This is a genomic window from Bacillota bacterium (assembly GCA_013177945.1).
GTDB lineage: Bacteria > Bacillota > DSM-12270 > Thermacetogeniales > Thermacetogeniaceae > Ch130.
In genome coordinates, this window is sequence record JABLXW010000020.1 from 137098 (window position 1) to 154238 (window position 17141).

Genomic DNA, 17141 nt, shown 5'->3' on the forward strand with positions numbered 1-17141 from the left:
TGAAACGGGACATACTAAATTAAAGAAGGGAGGTCCCGCGCTTTGGATACCGTCCGCGAAAGGCTGCTCGAGGTGATCAAGCTCCTCCCGGAGGAAAAACTGCAGGCGCTCCTGGAGTTTGCCAACCGCCTCCTGGAAAACTACCAGACGGGGGTAGATGAAGACGAACTCCTGATGAGTTAATCTTATCTTATATTGCCCTGAGCGACCCGTGCTTTAAAGCCGCTCGATGAAGTCCCCGATCCAGATGTACCTGAATTCCCGGCCGAGAAATCCATGGACAGCCCCGGCAATGCCATAGAGAACAAAGGCTCACCCATTTATATTTCCCCGGCACAAAACTCCTTTCCTTTCTTACTGATACGAGTTTTTTCTCCTAATGTACCTTCTGCAAGCTTTTCTGTTAGAATGGAAGGGAGGTTGAACTGCTGCCTCCAGCAGCCGGTCAGATATAGAGGGTTTTAAAAAGCGGGGTAACCTGACAATGAAGAGCCTGGAAGGAAGAAAGATCTACATCGGGGTGATCGGGTCCGGGGAGGCGGACCCGGAAGTGCTGCAGCTTGCCCGGGAGGTGGGGCGGGAGATCGCCCGCCGAGGAGCCGTCCTGGTCTGCGGGGGGCGCGGCGGGGTGATGGAGGCGGCAGCACGGGGCGCGCAGGAGGCAGGGGGGACCACCGTCGGGATCCTGCCCGGGACAAGCAGGAGCGAGGGCAACCCCTACCTTACGGTGAGCATCGTTACGGGGATGGGGGAGGCCCGCAACGCCATTGTGGTCCGGTCCTCGGATGCCGTTATTGCCGTCGCCGGGGGCTGCGGCACTCTCTCGGAGATCGGCCTGGCCCTGAAGATGGGGGTGCCCGTAGTGGGGCTCCGCACCTGGCGGCTGGGGAGCCCCTGCACCGGGCAGGATCCCGTTATCCGGGCTGCTTCCCCGGCAGAGGCCGTGGCCCTCGCCTTCCGCAGCCTGGAATTCAGGCCGGCACCTGCACCCTGACCGGGATGCGTCCCGTTAATCGGGGCTGCCGCAGTCGCACCAGCCCCGGGTGTAAGTTTCGGAGCAGGGAATGCAGACGAATTTCCCGTCCCGCACCCGGGCGCGCGGCTCCATCACCTGCTCACCACAGACCGCGCAGGCAATCGAGGCGAAGATGCGGGCCTTCTCGGGAAAATCGAAGGAAATCTCCTGAATCTTGAGAATCTGGTCCTCCGGGGCCTCTAAAATTTTTGCCGCGACCTCAATTTGCTTTGCCCGGAAACGCTCCTGGTCCTCCGGAGCCGCCGCCTGCGACCTTACTTTCTCCCGCAGTCTCTGAAATTCTTCATCCAGACTCCAGGCTTCCCCTCGAACGACAACGCGAACCGCCTTCCCCAGGTCCCTGCGGCCAAAAGTGTAGACAGGCTTCCCGTAGTCCCGGTAGAGGAGGTTCCCCTTGCCCAGAGTGCACCCGGTCACAACCTGAACGGCGTCGACCCCGCAGGCATCTGTCTCTACAACCGCCACCAGTTCTTCATCCGGAGCGCGCCGCGCCCCAAGCTCCCGCAACCCGGCCCGGGCCGCCCGGTACCCGAAAGCAAGCCCCGCGCAAACATGACCGTGAAACTCAACCGTCTTTTCCCAATCAGTCTTTTCCCGGCACATCACTTAACTCCTCCTTTTTTTATATTAATCAACCACTGCCCCTGCCACAGCCAGAACCCGGTCCATGACCTCTGGCCGAAGGCAAAACCGCGGTGATGTAAAGCGTGACAAACTGCAGTACCCAAAAACCTGTGAGCAGGAACCAGACCGGCGGGGCTTACGAAGATGCGAGGTAGGAAAGCTTGGCATCGCTCAACGAATGGTGGTCGAACATAAACGTCCAGCCGGCGTAGACCGAAGCGCGGTAAATGTAGTAGGGCGTCGGGTAGTAAAGGGGCAATTCTGGAAGATCCTCCGCCAGGGCTTTCTGGAGCTTCGCCACGAGATTCCGACGTTTCACGGGATTGGTTTCGTGAAGCTGTTCTTTTGCCAGGCGCTCCACCGTGGGATTACAGTACCCCTGCGTCCCTCCTGCCACCGGGGGTCCCGCGCCTTTTGCTGATCTGGTAAACCTTTCTCTTAAATAATCAGGGTCATTGCCCCAGCCCCCCTCCCCGGTGACTGCCAGTTCGTATTTTCCCTGCTTTACCAGGGAGTCCCTGCTTTTTGGATCCGTGCTGGTGATCTTTAATTCGATCCCCGCCTTTCGAAGCTGCTGCTTGAGCAATTTCCCGAGCCGGGCATCCCCCTGCGCCAGCAGAAGCTCGAAGGCCAGCCGGTTGCCCCGGGCGTCCTCCCTGATCCCATCCCCGTCACGATCATACCAGCCCAACTGCTCTAAGAGTTCAACGGCTTTCCGGAGATTATAGCGATACTGGGGAACATTCGGATTGTACCAGATGTGGTCGGGAGGGAGAATGCCGGGGTTGCCCGGGAGGGCGGCACCCTGCGCGCACTTCTCCACCAGTTCCTTCCGGTCGATGGCAAAGGCAAGCACCTGCCGGAATTCCCGGGATCTGAGCACCGGCCTCAGGTTCAGGTTGAAGATCAGGCGGTAGCCCCAGTAGCCCGGGCCCTTCGCGATATGGCAGCCCGGTTTGTTTTGAAACCGCTCGATGAGATCAGGAGGAACCGCAGCCAGATCAATCTTCCCCTGCTCCAGCGCGAGCGCCTCATCTTCGACAGGCACCATCTCAATGACATCAACGCGGGGTTTGGGGCCCCAGAAGTCCCGGTTCGCTTCAAAACGGTAAGCACCCTCTTCCTTGCTGTAAGAAGCCAGGCGGTAGGGCCCCGTTCCGACAACAGCACGGGGTTCCGTATAGTGATAGGGATCTGCAACGTCCTTCCAGATGTGCGCGGGGAGGATCGGGAAGCCGGCCAGTTTGTAAAGAAATGCGGCATTGGGCCGGGTCAGCCGGAACCTCACAGTGTGCTCATCCAGGCTCCTGACTTCGTCAACCAGTGCAGGATCAATGCCCCAGGCCCGCGGGTGCTTCCGGGCATACTCCCAGCTGAACACCACGTCCCCGGCCGTGAAAGGTTTGCCGTCCTGCCACCTGACGTTTTTCCGCAGGTGAAAGGTATAAACCCTTTCCCCGCTCACCTCCCATTTAGCCGCAAGCCAGGGAATAATGCCTCCTTCATCCTTTTCCAGGAGACTATCAAAAATCAGGAGCATTTTGTAATACCCCGGCCCCCGCTCGCAGTGGGCATAAGGACTTGGGTAACCCCAGTCCCCTCCCGCCAGCCGGACGACCACCGGCTTCTCCTCTCCCGCCCGGGAGCCGGCCGGCTGCCGAGAGGTGCAGCCGGCTGCGGAAATCAAGAAAAAGCCGAGGATAAAAGCTGCAACCACTCTGAATCCGGTTTTTTTGAAAAGCACCCGCAATCGCCTCGCTGGCTTTTCCGGCCCAAGAAAATAGCGGCCAAGAGGCCTTCACTCTGAATCCCCTCAAGACCGGCTGCAGTGAAAAGATCCTTCATGGCCGAAGCATCCGGCAAAACCGTCCGGGAAATGGAGAAATTTGCAATTTACTTATTCGCCGGAGGGCGTGAAATTCCTGCTCGCGCCGCGCCTCTGAAACCTTTTAGACATCCCTGCGCCCAAAAAGATAAGCCGCCAGCGCCAGGCAACCCAACAGGTAGCCCCCGGCGTAAACCACCATCCAGATGCTAGGAACCGAGGCGCCCCCGAAGGGACCCAGGGAGTGTGCTCCAGGCGGTTTTCCACACCACTCAAACCCACCAGCAACAGCACCTCGGGTATCCGCCTCCGAACCTCCCGGACCCCAAGCCCGCGCAGGGCACCGTGAAACTCCAGCAGCTCCCGCGCGGTCAGCCAGTCGCGGTAGCGGAAATTCTCCGGGAGAAAACCGATCTCCCGCCGGGCTTCCAGGCTCCCCAGGGGGTGCCCGAGAATCCGGGCCTCCCCGGCCCACTTGATCTTTCGCTTGCCGTTTAATCTTTTGAAAAAAAACAATCGCATTGCACACCACACGGGAGCATCTGGTTGCAGGCAAGGTAACCCAGGCCCCTATTTCCCAAGCATCTCTTGCACCTGTTCGGGGTGAGCATCAATCCATGCCCGGGCTACATCAGCCGGATCTTTCTTTTCTATTTCGATCTCGTAGATCATCCGGTCCATGTCATCAACGCTGATGGTGAACTTCTTCAGAAATTCCACCACATCAGGTGCCCTCTGATCCAATCCCTTTGTCACCAGCTTGTGGACCTCACTGCTCTTCCAGAACCCTTTGGGATCTTCCAGGAACTTCAGGTCGTACTTGGCAAACATCCAGTGGGGTTTCCAGCCGAGAAAAATAATCCATCGCTTGTCTTTAATCGCCTTATCAGCCTCGGCCATCATCGCCCACTCGCTGCTTTCGATCAGCTCGAAGTCCAATCCATACGCATTGATAATTTTCTGCGAGGTGCGCATCATCCCGGCCCCCGCCTCGATCCCTACGAGCTCGCCTTTCCCGTCGCCATCGCTATCGAACTTGGCCTTGTAATTATTCAATTCTGCAATACTGTCAGGCTCGACGTAGGTCGGCGTAACCCAGCCGAGGAGCCCCTCTGTATAGATGGTTCCCAGATCATCGATATTTTTTCCATACTTCTTCATGTAATCCCTGTGCATATCCGGCAGCCAGGAGTCAAGAAAAACGTCGAGATCGCCTGAAGACAGGCCGCTGTATGTGGGGCCCACATCCGCCTTCTGCACCCGTACTTCGTATCCCAGGTTTTCCTCAATGAGGATCTTGGCGATGTTTGTGCTGGGGATGGTGGACGACCAGGGAGTCAAGGCAATGGTAATGGTCTCCTTTTTCGCTGCTCCCCCGCAGCCTGCACCTGCCACGAGCAGGGTGATAAGAGCAATGACCATAAAAACAGAAACACTTTTCTTATACATCGCGCGAACCTCCCCAAAATGCTTTATATTATTCACCTGCAGGTAGCGGCATAATCACCTCCTTTAACCCTTAATCACCTGCCTGCACCGAGCGCCACGGAAAAGCCTTATACCCCCCTTGCTCTTTGCTGCTGCCTGGTGCCTTGTGTGATGCGATCGAGAATAATGGCCACAACCACAATGGAAATCCCTCCAACGAAACCCCGGCCCACTTCGACGCGGGTGATCCCGTAGAGAACATGATCCCCCAGTCCGCCCGCGCCAATCATCGAAGCAATCACTGACATGGACAGCGCAAGCATAATCGCCTGGTTAACCCCTGCCATAATCGTCGGCAGGGCGAGGGGCAGTTGCACCTTAGTTAAAATCTGATTTGGGGTAGAACCAAAGGCTCGCGCGGCTTCTACAAGATCAGGAGGCACCTGGCGGATTCCCAGGTCGGTAAGCCGCACAAGCGGAGGCATCGCAAAAATCACAACGGCAATCAGGGCCGGCACCGGCCCCAGACCGAAAAACATGAGCGCCGGAATCAGGTAAACAAAACTGGGCATGGTTTGCATAAAGTCCAGCACCGGCCGCAGGCCTGTGTGAACCGCGTCAGATCGGGCGGCCCAGATCCCCAGGGGGATGCCAAAAACAACAGAATAAAGCATTGCGGTCACCACCAGACTAAGGGTGCGAACCGTTCCTTCCCAGACGCCGAGACCCAGCAGAAAGACCAGCCCGAGAACAGTAAAAATGGCGATGCCACGTCCGGCCAAACGCCTGGCAACCAGTCCGAGCAAAATAACCAGCGCCCACCAGGGCATTAAGGCAATGCTTTTCTCAATATTAGACCACGTAAACCAGATTACGTTTTTAATCACGTTAAAGAAGCCCTGAAAGTGGAGTTCCATATATTCTACAAAAGCATCTACCCAGAGAGCCAGGGGAATACATCCCTCCATAAAAATACTTCCTCCTTCGCTCCCCACTTCACAAGGTAAACCTGCTCATCCGCTGTCATTCACCCTCCGCACCAGACCGGCCAGCAGCGCTCCCCGTACGATCACCCCAAGCAAACGATCATCTTCGCCGACAACGGCCACCGGGTATTTAGAATCGGCAAGGATGGGAATCAAATCAGCTACCGGTGTTTCCGGCTTCGACCTGGGGAAATCTTTGATGAGAATCCGGCTCAGATCGGGGTCCTGACGCTCGGAAGCTGCCAGAGCGTCATCGGCGGTGATGATGCCGGCCAGGCGGCGTTCTCTTGTTATGACAAAAATGCTGGAGATTCCCTGTTCGCGCATCCGGCGCAAGGCAACGCGTGGGCCGTCCTGGAGTCGAACGGCTTCTGCCGGCTTCATTACTCCCTCGGCAGTAAGCACCTTGCTCATATCTACGTCCTGGACAAATCTGGCCACGTAGTCGGTAGCAGGGTTTGTAAGGATCTCTTCAGGTGTTCCGATCTGCACCACAGCACCATCCTTCATCAGGGCGATGCGGTCTCCGATCTTTAATGCCTCATCAAGGTCGTGGGTTACAAAAACAATCGTTTTGTTAACCTTGCTTTGCAGTGAAAGCAATTCGTTTTGCATTTCTCGCCGGATTAAAGGATCAAGGGCGCTGAAAGGCTCATCCATCAGGAGAATGTCGGGTTCACTGGCAAGGGCGCGGGCGAGACCAACCCGCTGCTGCATCCCCCCGCTCAGGTGTGGAAGATATGAGGACTCCCAATCCTTGAGCCCAACCATCTCCAATACTGCGCGTGCCCTGGCATAACGCTCTTCCTTCTTTACGCCCTGAATTTCTAAACCGTAAGCCACATTATCGAGCACCGTCCGGTGGGGAAAGAGGGCAAATCTCTGGAAGACCATCCCCATAACCTTCCGGCGCAACTCCCGGAGCCTCTTTTCGCTTGCCTCTGTCACATCTTCCCCATCGATAAAAATTTTTCCAGATGTAGGTTCAATAAGCCGGTTGAGACAGCGCAGCAGGGTCGACTTGCCGCTTCCGGAAAGACCCATCAGGACAAACACTTCGCCGGGCCGGACTTCGAAATTGATGTTATAAAGACCAACTACCTGCCGTGTTTTCTGAAGAATCTGCTCTTTGCTCAATCCCTGACGTAAAAGTTCAAGCGCCTTTTCAGGACGTTCGCCGAAGATTTTGATCAGGTCTTTAATGACGATTTTCGGTTCACTTTGTTGCTTAATTACAATTTCTTTTGTCATCTTGATTTTTAACTCCGTTTAACTTATTTAATTTAATCTTTTATAATTTTTCAATTTAAGGGTTCGATCCCCAAAGAAGAATTTGCATGCATTTGCTTAGAGAAAACTTTTTGATTTTATTAAGGTTGTTAGGTACATTGATCATAACACAATAAAAAAGCCTTGGTCAATTATCAGAAGACCTGTTAAAGCAAAAAAACAGCCGCCAGAGATTCTTTTACGTTCCCTGCGCGAACTTTTCGCCGGAATCGTTCAGGGAAAATACATCTCGCCGCAGCGGCGCATCCGGCCTGCGGCGATTAAGACAGGAAAGGTCGGGGGAATAATAAAACAGGAAATACCCGAGAGGAAACAACATAGAAAAAATTCCCCCTGGCCCGCAAAGGGTTCGGGGAATCAGGAAGGACGGAAAAAATGCGGGAAATCAGCATCAATCTCGGCCCCTCCATCGAGCAGGGGGACCTGGAGATCGTCAGGGCAGCGGCCTCCCACCTGAAGCCGGGCGACCACCTGACCCTGAGCCTGGAGGCCGCCGACGCCCACGAAACGGACCGGCTCCTTGCCCTGCTCGCCGATGCCAACCTGGACTACCAGACGCATGGGAGCCACAGCGGCCAAACATTTTTCATTATTGCCACCCCCCGCGGCCGGGAAGCGCGCTGAAAAGGTGCCGGAGCCTGCCAGAACCCAACAAGGCCTTTGCTCCGGCAACGGCTCCAAAAAAGAAGAGAGCGGTCACAACGATGCAGCCGCCTGCTGCGATGCCCAGGTGGTACGAAGCCGTCAGACCGAGCAGGGCTGCCAGGACCCCGAAGCCCATCGAAAGCAACACCGTCTGGCGGAAGCTGCCCGCCACCAGAAGTGCCGTGAGAACGGGGATTACCATCAGAGCTCCGACCAGCAGAGTCCCCACAATCCGCAGACTCACGGCAACAAGAAGAGCCGCCATGAAAATGAAAAGGAGGTTCAGCCTATCTACAGGAAGCCCTCCAACCCGGGCCGACTCCTCGTCAGAGCAGATAAAGTAAAACTCCTTGTAGAAGAGCGTCAGGAGGCCCAGGACGCCCCCCGCAACCGCCAGGATCAATCCCAGGTCGGCGGGGCCCACCGTGAGGAGGCTCCCGAACAGGTAAGATGTAATGTCCAGCGCGGCGCTCCGGGTCAGGCCGAAGAAGATTACAGCCAGCGCAAGGCCGCCGCTCATCACCAGCGCCAGGAGCGCCTCGGGCGACAGCCTCTGGCGCGCCCGGAGCCGGTCCACCGCCAGCGCCCCGGAGAGCGCGGCCGCGAGGGTAAGCAGGGGCAAAAGGGGGGCGGCAACTCCCAGCCAGAGGCCGAGCGCCATGCCTGCAAGGGAAATGTGGGCAAGGGTGTCGGCCATAAAGGAATAGCGGCGCAGGACGATAAAAACGCCCAGGGCAGGACAGGCGATTCCCGTTGCCAGCCCCGCAATCAGGGCGCGGATCATGAAATCGTAGTGAAGCATCTCCAGCACAGGCATCCCTCTTTCCTTTCCTGAAGCCTGCTTTCATACATTTAAGCAAGGATAACCCGGGTCAGGAGCCGGTTTTTTCTGCAGTCGTGGTGCTCAGAGCGGCACGGACTTAACCTATCGCGGATCGAATCTATGTTGCTAGTGAAGGTGGGCAACGGGGGGACCCCCATGCCGTACAGGGAAGAAAGGACGCCGGGAGTCAGAATTTCCCCGGGCGCCCCGTGACAAACAAGGGTCCGGTTGAGGCAGGCCACCCTGTTGACCCAGCGCCCCACCACACCGGTGTCGTGGGTGACCAGAAGCAGGGTCATCCCCTTCTCCCGGTTCAGATACCCCAAAAGCCGGTAAAAGTTGTCCAGGGCGCGCCCGTCAAGACCCACCTGCGGCTCGTCAAGAACCAAAAGCTCCGGTTCGCCCGCCAGGGCGCGGGCGATAAAGACCCGCTGCTGCTGCCCTCCGGAGAGGCGCGTCACAGGCCGGCGGCGCAGGTGGGACAGCTCCACCAGATCCAGCGCCTCCTCCACCGCCCGCCAGTCTTCACGCCTCAGCTTCCGGCCCAGGCCGACCCGGCCAAAGCGCCCCGCGGCTACTACCTCCTCAACGGTCGCGGGAAAACCGGGGTCGAAGCCGGGCCGCTGGGGAACATACCCGACGCGGCACCACTCCCGGAACCTCCCGATCTCTGTTCCGAAAAGAAGGACGCTCCCCCTTAAGGGCTTCAGCAGGCCCAGAATCAGCTTCACCAGGGTGGTCTTGCCGGAACCGTTAGGCCCGACCAGGGCGAGAAAATCCCCCCGCCGCACCGCAAGGGAGACATCCTCAAGCACCATCTGGGCCCCGTAGGCGAAGGAGACATCCTGAAGCTCGAGCACTCCTTCCATCCGCACTCCCCCTTCTTCACCCGCCCAGCGCCTTTTTCAAATTGGCCAGGTTCCGGGACATCAAAGCGAAATAATCCAGCCCGCTTCTAGCCTCCTCCGGCGTTAAACCGGCAGCAGGCGTGAGGAGCAGGGTCCGCGCCCCCACCTCGCGGGCGAGCGTTTCGGCGACCCTGGGGCTCACCAGAGACTCAAAAAAGATGTACCTGACCCCCTGCTTCCGGCAGAAGTCCGCCACCATCCTCAGGGTGGCCGCGTCAGGCTCCTGCTCCGGGGTCAAACCAAGCACAGGGACCTGGCGCAGGCCGTACCGCCGGGCCAGGTAGCCGAAGGCGGCGTGGGAAACCACCAGGTCCCGGCTCCGGAAACTGCGGGCAGCGGCGGCATACTCCTGGTGAAGCCGCTCCAGCCTCTTCTGGAGCAGCCGCGCCCTCCTCTCATATTCTGCCCTTCCTGCCGGGTCTGCGGCGCCGAATTCCCCCGCCAGCTTTGAGACAATTTCCCGGGCAAGGAGGGGGTCGAGCCAGACGTGGGGGTCGACGCCCTCCGCGGGATGCACCGCATGCCCGGCCGTCTCCCCTTCAAGGCCCCCACGCTGATGGGCTTCGTGCCCCGGGAAGCCCCCGGGCGCAGGGAAGCCGCCAGGGTAGAAGGTCACCCCCAGCCTTTCCTCCTCGGCAAAGGTCAGGAGGTCAAGGCCCTGCGCCGCCTCCACCACCCGGATTCCCCTTGCCCGGAGCGCGGGAATCACCCGGACGGCCCAGGGCTCCAGGCCCGCCCCGTTGAAGACGACGACCTGCGCCTGGTAGAGCCTCATCATGTCCTTCGGCGAAGGCTCCCAGTGGTGGGGCTCGGCCCCAGGGGGCAGGAGCTGGGCCACTTCCACCCGTGCTCCACCCACGCGGCGGGAAAACTCTGCAAGAGGGTAGATGGTCGCCGCAACCCGGAGCTTTGCCTGCGGCGCCGCCGGGCCGGACCGCGGAGCAGGAGTGCACCCCGCCGCCAAAAACCCCAAGCAGGCGGCGAAGACGAGGACAGTAACAACCCGGAACAGAGGTCCGAATGGAAAGCAGGCCTGCCTTCCGGTTTTCCTGCCAGGTTTTCCTTCAAAGTTTTCTTTATTTTTAAGCGCTCCTTCAGGTGCTCCGAACTTATGCCGCCTGTAATGCACCATCAGCGGTTTTCCCTCCCGTTTCACCGGCATTCAACAAACACCTCAGCAAAACGCTTCTCAAGGCACCGCTTGGAACACCGCCCCCGGTCTTGCCAGAACCGCCGCTTCCAGGAGCGCTCCGGCTCTCCCCGCAGTTTGCAACGAGGCAGGCAGCCGCTTCGCGCCCGGCCGGGCGGCGCTCCCGCTGTGCGGCACTTCTGCCCGCGGCGCGTCCGCCAGGAGCTGTACCTGCGCCCTGCAATGCCAGGTGCAGCACCGGGGCAGCAGCTACGCCTCCCGGCAGCGGGCGCAGTACCCGTAGATGGTAAAAGCATGGTCCGCAATTTCAAAATCCGGGTAGTGCTCCCGGACGCGGGCAAGGCAGTCGGCGGGACAGAAGGGGAGTTCCCGGGCGCGGCCGCACTTCAGGCAGACCAGGTGGTGGTAGTGCTCACCGCGGAGGTTGAGTTCAAAGCGCCGGCAGCCGTCCCGAAAGAGGACTTCATGCACCAGACCCAGCTTTCTAAAAGTGGCAAGCGTCCGGTAAACTGTATCAAAACTGATTCCCGGGTAGCGCTGCCGCACTTGATGCAGGATTTCCTCGGCGCTTAAAGGCTGTCCCTTTTTCTTGAGCGCCCCCTCCAGCAGGACCCGCAGGACCTCCTGGCGCTGGGGGGTCAACCTGACCCCCAACTTCTTCAAACGCATAAACACCTCATGCATTGGTTTCCCGGCCATTAAATAAGTATTCCTCCTAGATCAGAATTATTCCTATCCACTCTAAATTATTAAATAAAAAAAGACCTGCGTCAACAGGTCAAAGTGCATCATGGATCCAGGGCCAGCCTTAACGGCCCTGCACCTCAGCCGTCTTTATGCCCTCTTCCCCGGCCGGGCCGCTCCCTGGCCGCAACCTGCAGGCACAACCCGATCCCTGGCTGCAACCTGCAGGCACAACCGGGCTCCCTAAAAACGGTAGTCAGACGGTTCCACCAGGCCCCAGTCCTGCAGCAGGTGCAGGGTAGCCTCCAGGGCAGCTCCTCAAGTGTCTTTCAAGCAGGCCGATATCCTCAGGCCGACACCCTTCTCAAAAAATCCTGCCGGGGCGCAACTAATACAAATCCACCCGCTGCGCCGCCTCGTCCCACACAACCTTCAACCCCAGGCTCTCCACCACAAACCTGAGGGGAACAAAGGTCTTTCCACCCCGGATCTCCGGCGGGAGGGGGAGTTCGACTTTCTTTCCCGCGGCGAAGGCGCTCCTGCTTCCGCAGCGAAGCACAATGCTGCGCTCGCCCAGAGCAATTACGATCTCCTGACTCGCCTGATTCCATCCGACTTCTGCTCCCAAACACTCGAAGATGCCCCGCAAAGGCACCATGGTAACGCCGGGCGGCTTGAGGAAGCCCGGCACCTGGAGGTCTTCCCCCCGCAGCCGGATCGGAACCCGGGGTTCAGGATGAACGATCAGGGCAAGGCAGTTGGAGAGCTTTCTCCCCGGCCGGACCAGATACCTGCCCTGGCAGTAGAGGCCAGCAGAGGCCCCTCCGTCCAACGCAAAGGCATCAGAGAGGCCGAGCTTCACCAGCACTTCGGCCAGCCCGTCCATGGTCACCCCGCACGCCGTCCCGAGCACCAGCCTGCCGTTCCGATCGGCTCCGCAGAAGCTCCTGGAAGATTTGAGAAAAAATTTCGGGTCGCGCCAGGCATCTCTTGAGAGGTGGGCGACATTGGCTCCGTTTCTGACGAGCAACGGCCCTGCCTGAAGGATGTGGCGGACTCCACGCGAGGGGATCAACGTGTTTTCTCCGCGATCCCGGAAAATGAACCTCACCTGAACGGTGTCGCCAACTCGAAAACGCTCTGCAATCTGGCCGGCGCCCGGCCCAAAGCCGATGACGTAGCCGTCCTGGGGAACCGGCACGGGACCCGGCTGGATGCTCACCACCCGCCCCCGGCGCACGGCAACCGTCGTCGCCGCGGGTTCACGCATCACCTGACCGAAGCTTGGGGTAAAGATCACGATGGCCTGCGGGTCGGGAAAATTCCTGTTCACATCCCAGGCGTACCAGTTGTTCGGCCACTCCTCGCTTCCGTTAATTCCCCCTTTGATCTCCACCTCCAGGCGGGCAAATGACACCCTGTTGTCTGGTGCAACAATCACGGCGCCCCCATCCCCGGCGGCGCGGTGCATTTCCCCGTCGATGACGATTGCCCCCAGGGCGTCATGTCGCTGTAGGCGTTGAAAAAGGTGCCGTTGACGGCAGCCACGGCGCCTGCAGACCGGGCCATCGCCGCGAGTTCGGCGGTGCAGCCGGTTTTTCCGCCGGCCAGCACCGGCCGCAGTTCAAGGCGGGGATTTGAGAGATCGGCGGAAATCATCGCTACAGTGCAGCCGGATACCTGCACGGTTTTCACCGCCACAGGACTTCCCGCCCGGGCGGCAGTCGCCGGGTGCGCCGCCGCCGGCGCCGGACGCCCCAGAGCAGGCGCCGGAACGATCAAATGCAGCGGAACGATCAAACACAGCGCAGACACCAGGATCACTGCAGGCAGCCGGAACAGGCGCTTGAGCTTCATTTCGGAACACCTCTCATCCTTTGGTCTTTACTGGACGAGTTTAACCGAGCAAAGAAGCTGGACCGGTTCTCAGAAGCTGAAGCTACAATCACCTGTTTACTTGGAGTTGCCGGAAGAGTTTCGCTCTCCTTTTTCTTTGCTTCTTTCCTCCTCCAGCACCTTCAGCCTCTCCAAGACATCTTCTTTCATAACGACATTTCTTTCCAAAGCCATACGGTAAATGCTTTCCGCCTTGTCGTAATCGCGCTGCGCTTTGCTGTCCTCAAAAAGCCAGTACATATCTCCCCAGCCGATGTACACCCATGCAGAATCAGGAAACTCTTCCACCAGATTCTGAAAAGCCCTCTCTCCTTTTTCAACCATACCAAGTGCGAAGTAAGATTCTGCTTCTGCTCTTTTCATGTTTTCGATGATCAATCTATCTGTTTCCGGGAAAAGCATGCAGAACTCCCGGCAGTATTCTATCCTTTTCTCGTAGAAAGAAGGCTCTCGCAGGCCCGCGTTGCCCAGTTCCATCTCCAAATCCTGGCACCAGTTAAACAGGCTCTGCGCTCCGGAAAAAACCCGCTCTGCGTCTTTAATTGATTTCATTTCGGGCGTAAACCGCTTTTTCAGGTGCTCCCACACCTCCAGCCAAACCCTGCAGCCTTCGTCCTCTCTTCCCTCATGACAAAAACTGTACCCATCCTGCATCATATCGTCCAGCTTCTCTGAGTTCATCACATGGGGGGCCAATCTCTCCCAAAGGACCGCGGCGGCCATCCAGGGGAAGTCCTCGTCGAAGCCTCTTGCGGTAACGCGGTAGGTCTTCCACCAGCTCTCGGCCAGGTCATAGGCGGAGTAAAAGCGCTCGACGTCCCCAAGGAAATCTTTTTCGGTAACCTCAATGCCGAATTCGGCCAGCTTTAAAAAAATCCTTTCAGTGGAAAAAGAACGGATCTCTTCTAAAGTCCAGTGTTTCTGCCTTGCCTTGGGAAGGCAGCACTTCTTATACTTCTTCCCGCTCCCACATGGACATGGGTCATTTCTGCCGATCTTTGCCAAACCTATTCCCCTCGATATCTTTATTTTATTTTTCGGCGTAGAAGCCAGAAAATTTCTTACTGCCACCTACGAGTCAGGTTACCCTCGCCAGCGCCCTGTTCACTTCATTGATTAATGAAATCTTACTGGTAAAAGTCACCATAGGGACTCCCTCCTGGCATTTTTTTAGTTTGTCACCTTAAACAATTCGCAACTGAGACCGGAATCCCTTGATTTATCTGTGTTCTCAAGGAGCTTTGTCGCCGAGTTTTTCAGCAGAATCTAAGTAGGCTGCAAACTCTTCTTCCAACTCCCGCACCCGCTGGATCCAATAGGTTTCAATCCCTCGTAGGTAGGCTGGAAACTCCCCGCCATCAAGTTAACCATATTCAAGAAATATCTAACCTGCTTGTCCGGTCCATCTTGGCAACCTGCGCTGCCGTCCCGGAAACAACGCACCTTAGAGCCCCACGCTTTTCGTATTCCTTTAATTCAATGATCCTTCTGGTCATGCGGGGGTGAGTGGCATAAAGCTCATGGATGAAGCCCATGACGGGAGGCACGTAGCGCTCCTGGGCTGCAAAGGCCTCGGGGTCAACCTTGGCTGCCAGCGCCTCACTACCCAGGGCCAAGGCCAGGAGGGCTCGCTGGGCGGCCGCAGCATTGCCCGAAAGGGCCATGCCCATGCGGTCCGCACTCAACTCGCAGGCACGGCTGTAAGCCGCCCCCAGAAAGGGGATTAACCTGGCGGGGCCCAGCAGCAGGTTCTTCCAGATGCTGACGTGCCCCAGGGCGTGGTGGGCCAGTTCGTGCCCCAGAATCATGCGCAGATCATCGTAAGCGCCCCTCCTCAACATCAGATCAACCAGCTCGCCGTACACCAAGATATATCTGCCGGAGAGGAACTTCATAGCCACGGCGTTCAGGGCACCCTGGCCGCTCAGGACGAAGATCTCCGGGGCACGGGACAGCTTGAGTTCCGCCGCCATGTGGGCTGCCATACGGTACAATTCGGCAAACTGCTCCTCGCTCACCCGCACGGCGTTGCCGTAGATTTGCGCCTTAAAGTACTGCCCTACCAGCCAGGACACCACGGCCAGAGGAATGAGATATAGCCAGGCAAACCATATGAGAAGCAGCCAAACCAGACCGCCGATGACGGCGGTGATGGTCAGATAGAGCACTTCCTTCGGATGGCGCAGGGATCCCGGATCGACCGCCAGTTTGGGACCTGGCGCAAAGGCCTGCAGATGGCCTCCGGGACCGGACGGCGCAGCCGTACGGCTTCCCCCGAAGTCAAAGCCACAGCCCGGACAGCTTACCGCTCCTTCCGTCACTGGTATGCCGCACTTCACACAAAAAGGCACGTGTAATCCCTCCCCGAAATTGAAAAGTAGAAATGTTACCCGCAGTAAAAGCAGTAGCGGTCCGCGGGGCAGACGCAGGCAGGCTGGAAACTTTAGGCACGTCAGCGAGGCGCACGAAGGCTATTCGTTTTAATCCCTCGTAGGTAAGCTGGAAACAGAGGAGGTTACCATGAAACGGTGTAATACTCTCGAGGTTTCGATCCCTCGTAGGCAGGCAGGAACTTCCTGCGGCATGCGCGGGTTATCGTAAATCGTGGCGGTTCCAACCCCTTGCAGCAAGCCTAAAGCATTTTTCGACACAAATCTAAGAAAATCCTTCCTGTTGTTCCTTTCCTTTGAAGATTCGATCTGCACATTCTGCACAGAATGTGCTATCATGAAGGTAAGAGGTGATGCTGATGCTGGAAGAATTGAAGTTTACCGAAGCTCGCGGCGGCTTCTCGGCCCTGTACAGCAGAGTCTTCAACCACTACCGGCCGGTGATCATCAGGCGCAGGCAGGCGGAAGAAGTCCTGGTCCTGCGGGCCGATCTCCAGAAACTGCTCCTGGAAAAGTACAGGCTCAAACCGGAGGTCATCCAGGAAGAGGACGGATCTGTCACCCTTGCCCTGGATGAGCTCGAGCTTTACGCCAACGGCCGGACGGTGGAAGAGGCCGCGCAGGAACTGGTCCAGGACCTGAAGTTCTATGCCCAGGACTATCTCGAACGCTCCCAGCTTTTCATCAACGCTCCCAACCGGCGGGCGCACTTCCCGTACATCCTGCGCGTACTGCTCTGCGACAGCGACGAGGAAATCCGGAGCCTGCTGGAGATCTGAAAATGCCTCCTAAGTTTGGGGACTTGAAGCGGTACTGCGAAAAGAACGGTTGGGTGCTGGTCCGGAGCACCGACCACTGGTACTACGAGAAGGTCCTGGCCGACGGAACCGTGCTCCGGACGAAGGTAAGCCGCGCTGTTCACAAAGAAATTCCGAAGCAGTTGTGGCAAAGGATTCTCAAAAAACAGCTGAAGATAACTGAAAAAGAGTTTTGGAAGTCTCTTTAAAACATTTTCTTTTCGTGTTCATCCTGATACCCCCTCAGCAGCATCCATCCCGCGCGGAAGGGATGCCCCCCAAAATTCACTTCTCTGCCGTGGCCTGTACAATAACGACAAGGTTACTTTCGTACCATAGCGAGACAATGCGCCTGTTGGCCACATCAACGGCCTGGACGATGAGATCCTTTTGTTCTATCAGCCCATACCTACCAACTCATGCTGTTTTTTGTCGTTTCAATCCCTCGTAGGTAGGCTGGAAACAAGGAAGCCAGCCCCTGCCGGCATCCCACCGTGCGGGGTTTCAATCCCTCGTAGGTAGGCTGGAAACTTGTTTATAAGAATAATGACGGCACATATGATGTGTTGTTTCAATCCCTCGTAGGCAGGCTGGAAACGCGCGCATAGAGTTCCCTTGCCCTTTCTCTTGTCTCGTTTCAACGAACTAATCTTGATTTT

The 17141-nt window shown here is 57.7% G+C and carries 20 protein-coding genes; 5 read left to right on the plus strand and 15 right to left on the minus strand.

From position 1 onward, the window contains the following. The first annotated feature begins 42 nt into the window (after positions 1 to 42). Both HPY58_12450 and HPY58_12455 read left to right on the plus strand, forming a co-directional pair. Positions 43 to 183 carry a hypothetical protein gene (locus HPY58_12450; GenBank protein NPV30431.1) on the plus strand — a complete coding sequence of 47 codons (141 nt, stop codon included), beginning with the start codon at positions 43 to 45 and terminating at the stop codon, positions 181 to 183. A 301-nt stretch (positions 184 to 484) separates the two neighbouring features. Next, positions 485 to 994, plus strand: coding sequence for a TIGR00725 family protein (locus HPY58_12455; GenBank protein NPV30432.1), 510 nt, complete (start codon positions 485 to 487; stop codon positions 992 to 994). Positions 995 to 1009: 15 nt separating this feature from the next. Here HPY58_12455 and HPY58_12460 read toward each other — a convergent pair whose 3' ends face one another. The 6 genes from HPY58_12460 to HPY58_12485 all read right to left on the minus strand — a co-directional run bounded on the left by HPY58_12460 (position 1010) and on the right by HPY58_12485 (position 7150). Next, entirely contained in the window at positions 1010 to 1639 is a 630-nt protein-coding gene (locus tag HPY58_12460; protein ID NPV30433.1) for a formylmethanofuran dehydrogenase, read from the minus strand. Positions 1640 to 1796: 157 nt separating this feature from the next. Next, positions 1797 to 3377: a diguanylate phosphodiesterase gene (locus HPY58_12465; protein ID NPV30434.1), complete on the minus strand. Its 1581-nt coding sequence runs from the start codon at positions 3375 to 3377 to the stop codon at positions 1797 to 1799. A gap of 180 nt (positions 3378 to 3557) precedes the next feature. Further along, a complete protein-coding gene (locus HPY58_12470) occupies positions 3558 to 4001 on the minus strand; it encodes a hypothetical protein (GenBank protein NPV30435.1) in 444 nt (147 codons plus the stop codon). A gap of 54 nt (positions 4002 to 4055) precedes the next feature. Further along, positions 4056 to 4934 carry a glycine betaine ABC transporter substrate-binding protein gene (locus HPY58_12475; protein ID NPV30436.1) on the minus strand — a complete coding sequence of 293 codons (879 nt, stop codon included), beginning with the start codon at positions 4932 to 4934 and terminating at the stop codon, positions 4056 to 4058. 107 nt (positions 4935 to 5041) lie between these two features. Continuing rightward, the gene (locus HPY58_12480; protein NPV30437.1) at positions 5042 to 5881 is read right to left on the minus strand and encodes a proline/glycine betaine ABC transporter permease; all 840 of its coding nucleotides are present in this window, start codon (positions 5879 to 5881) and stop codon (positions 5042 to 5044) included. A 45-nt stretch (positions 5882 to 5926) separates the two neighbouring features. Beyond that, positions 5927 to 7150, minus strand: a complete 1224-nt coding sequence (locus tag HPY58_12485; GenBank protein ID NPV30438.1) for a glycine betaine/L-proline ABC transporter ATP-binding protein — start codon at positions 7148 to 7150, stop codon at positions 5927 to 5929. Positions 7151 to 7564: 414 nt separating this feature from the next. Between HPY58_12485 and HPY58_12490 the strand changes: the two genes are divergently transcribed. Then, positions 7565 to 7813 (plus strand): hypothetical protein, encoded by a 249-nt coding sequence (locus HPY58_12490; protein ID NPV30439.1) that lies wholly within the window; start codon positions 7565 to 7567, stop codon positions 7811 to 7813. Here the strand turns inward: HPY58_12490 and HPY58_12495 are convergent. From HPY58_12495 to HPY58_12535, 9 genes are all read right to left on the minus strand, one after another. Beyond that, the gene (locus tag HPY58_12495; GenBank protein NPV30440.1) at positions 7779 to 8645 is read right to left on the minus strand and encodes a metal ABC transporter permease; all 867 of its coding nucleotides are present in this window, start codon (positions 8643 to 8645) and stop codon (positions 7779 to 7781) included. The two genes, HPY58_12490 and HPY58_12495, sit on opposite strands and share 35 nt — an antisense overlap. Before the next feature lie 41 nt (positions 8646 to 8686). After that, positions 8687 to 9526: a metal ABC transporter ATP-binding protein gene (locus HPY58_12500; protein NPV30441.1), complete on the minus strand. Its 840-nt coding sequence runs from the start codon at positions 9524 to 9526 to the stop codon at positions 8687 to 8689. Between the two features lie 16 nt (positions 9527 to 9542). Next, positions 9543 to 10697: a zinc ABC transporter solute-binding protein gene (locus tag HPY58_12505; protein ID NPV30442.1), complete on the minus strand. Its 1155-nt coding sequence runs from the start codon at positions 10695 to 10697 to the stop codon at positions 9543 to 9545. A 57-nt stretch (positions 10698 to 10754) separates the two neighbouring features. Then, on the minus strand, positions 10755 to 10892 hold the full coding sequence (locus HPY58_12510) for a hypothetical protein (protein ID NPV30443.1): 138 nt from the start codon (positions 10890 to 10892) through the stop codon (positions 10755 to 10757). A 72-nt stretch (positions 10893 to 10964) separates the two neighbouring features. Next, positions 10965 to 11399, minus strand: coding sequence for a transcriptional repressor (locus HPY58_12515; GenBank protein NPV30444.1), 435 nt, complete (start codon positions 11397 to 11399; stop codon positions 10965 to 10967). Positions 11400 to 11787: 388 nt separating this feature from the next. Beyond that, positions 11788 to 12840: a hypothetical protein gene (locus HPY58_12520; protein NPV30445.1), complete on the minus strand. Its 1053-nt coding sequence runs from the start codon at positions 12838 to 12840 to the stop codon at positions 11788 to 11790. Continuing rightward, positions 12837 to 13223 (minus strand): hypothetical protein, encoded by a 387-nt coding sequence (locus tag HPY58_12525; GenBank protein NPV30446.1) that lies wholly within the window; start codon positions 13221 to 13223, stop codon positions 12837 to 12839. The genes HPY58_12520 and HPY58_12525 overlap by 4 nt, the downstream gene beginning before the upstream one ends. A 129-nt stretch (positions 13224 to 13352) precedes the next feature. Then, a complete protein-coding gene (locus HPY58_12530) occupies positions 13353 to 14300 on the minus strand; it encodes a zinc chelation protein SecC (protein NPV30447.1) in 948 nt (315 codons plus the stop codon). Between the two features lie 368 nt (positions 14301 to 14668). Then, a complete protein-coding gene (locus tag HPY58_12535; protein ID NPV30448.1) occupies positions 14669 to 15280 on the minus strand; it encodes a M48 family metallopeptidase in 612 nt (203 codons plus the stop codon). A 764-nt stretch (positions 15281 to 16044) separates the two neighbouring features. Between HPY58_12535 and HPY58_12540 the strand changes: the two genes are divergently transcribed. Both HPY58_12540 and HPY58_12545 read left to right on the plus strand, forming a co-directional pair. Then, positions 16045 to 16464, plus strand: a complete 420-nt coding sequence (locus tag HPY58_12540) for an exoribonuclease R (protein ID NPV30449.1) — start codon at positions 16045 to 16047, stop codon at positions 16462 to 16464. 2 nt (positions 16465 to 16466) lie between these two features. Then, a complete protein-coding gene (locus HPY58_12545) occupies positions 16467 to 16691 on the plus strand; it encodes a hypothetical protein (GenBank protein ID NPV30450.1) in 225 nt (74 codons plus the stop codon). The last annotated feature ends 450 nt before the right edge of the window (positions 16692 to 17141 follow it).

What these genes read in the sequence shown, in the direction of transcription:
- HPY58_12515 (NPV30444.1), bottom strand. Translation starts at nt 11,399, where the DNA reads ATGCATGAGGTGTTTATGCGTTTGAAGAAGTTGGGGGTCAGGTTGACC.
- HPY58_12460 (NPV30433.1), bottom strand. Translation starts at nt 1,639, where the DNA reads ATGTGCCGGGAAAAGACTGATTGGGAAAAGACGGTTGAGTTTCACGGT.
- HPY58_12505 (NPV30442.1), bottom strand. Translation starts at nt 10,697, where the DNA reads ATGGTGCATTACAGGCGGCATAAGTTCGGAGCACCTGAAGGAGCGCTT.
- HPY58_12480 (NPV30437.1), bottom strand. Translation starts at nt 5,881, where the DNA reads ATGGAGGGATGTATTCCCCTGGCTCTCTGGGTAGATGCTTTTGTAGAA.
- HPY58_12535 (NPV30448.1), bottom strand. Translation starts at nt 15,280, where the DNA reads ATGGCAGCCCACATGGCGGCGGAACTCAAGCTGTCCCGTGCCCCGGAG.
- HPY58_12545 (NPV30450.1), top strand. Translation starts at nt 16,467, where the DNA reads ATGCCTCCTAAGTTTGGGGACTTGAAGCGGTACTGCGAAAAGAACGGT.
- HPY58_12540 (NPV30449.1), top strand. Translation starts at nt 16,045, where the DNA reads ATGCTGGAAGAATTGAAGTTTACCGAAGCTCGCGGCGGCTTCTCGGCC.
- HPY58_12490 (NPV30439.1), top strand. Translation starts at nt 7,565, where the DNA reads ATGCGGGAAATCAGCATCAATCTCGGCCCCTCCATCGAGCAGGGGGAC.
- HPY58_12475 (NPV30436.1), bottom strand. Translation starts at nt 4,934, where the DNA reads ATGTATAAGAAAAGTGTTTCTGTTTTTATGGTCATTGCTCTTATCACC.
- HPY58_12455 (NPV30432.1), top strand. Translation starts at nt 485, where the DNA reads ATGAAGAGCCTGGAAGGAAGAAAGATCTACATCGGGGTGATCGGGTCC.
- HPY58_12500 (NPV30441.1), bottom strand. Translation starts at nt 9,526, where the DNA reads ATGGAAGGAGTGCTCGAGCTTCAGGATGTCTCCTTCGCCTACGGGGCC.
- HPY58_12485 (NPV30438.1), bottom strand. Translation starts at nt 7,150, where the DNA reads ATGACAAAAGAAATTGTAATTAAGCAACAAAGTGAACCGAAAATCGTC.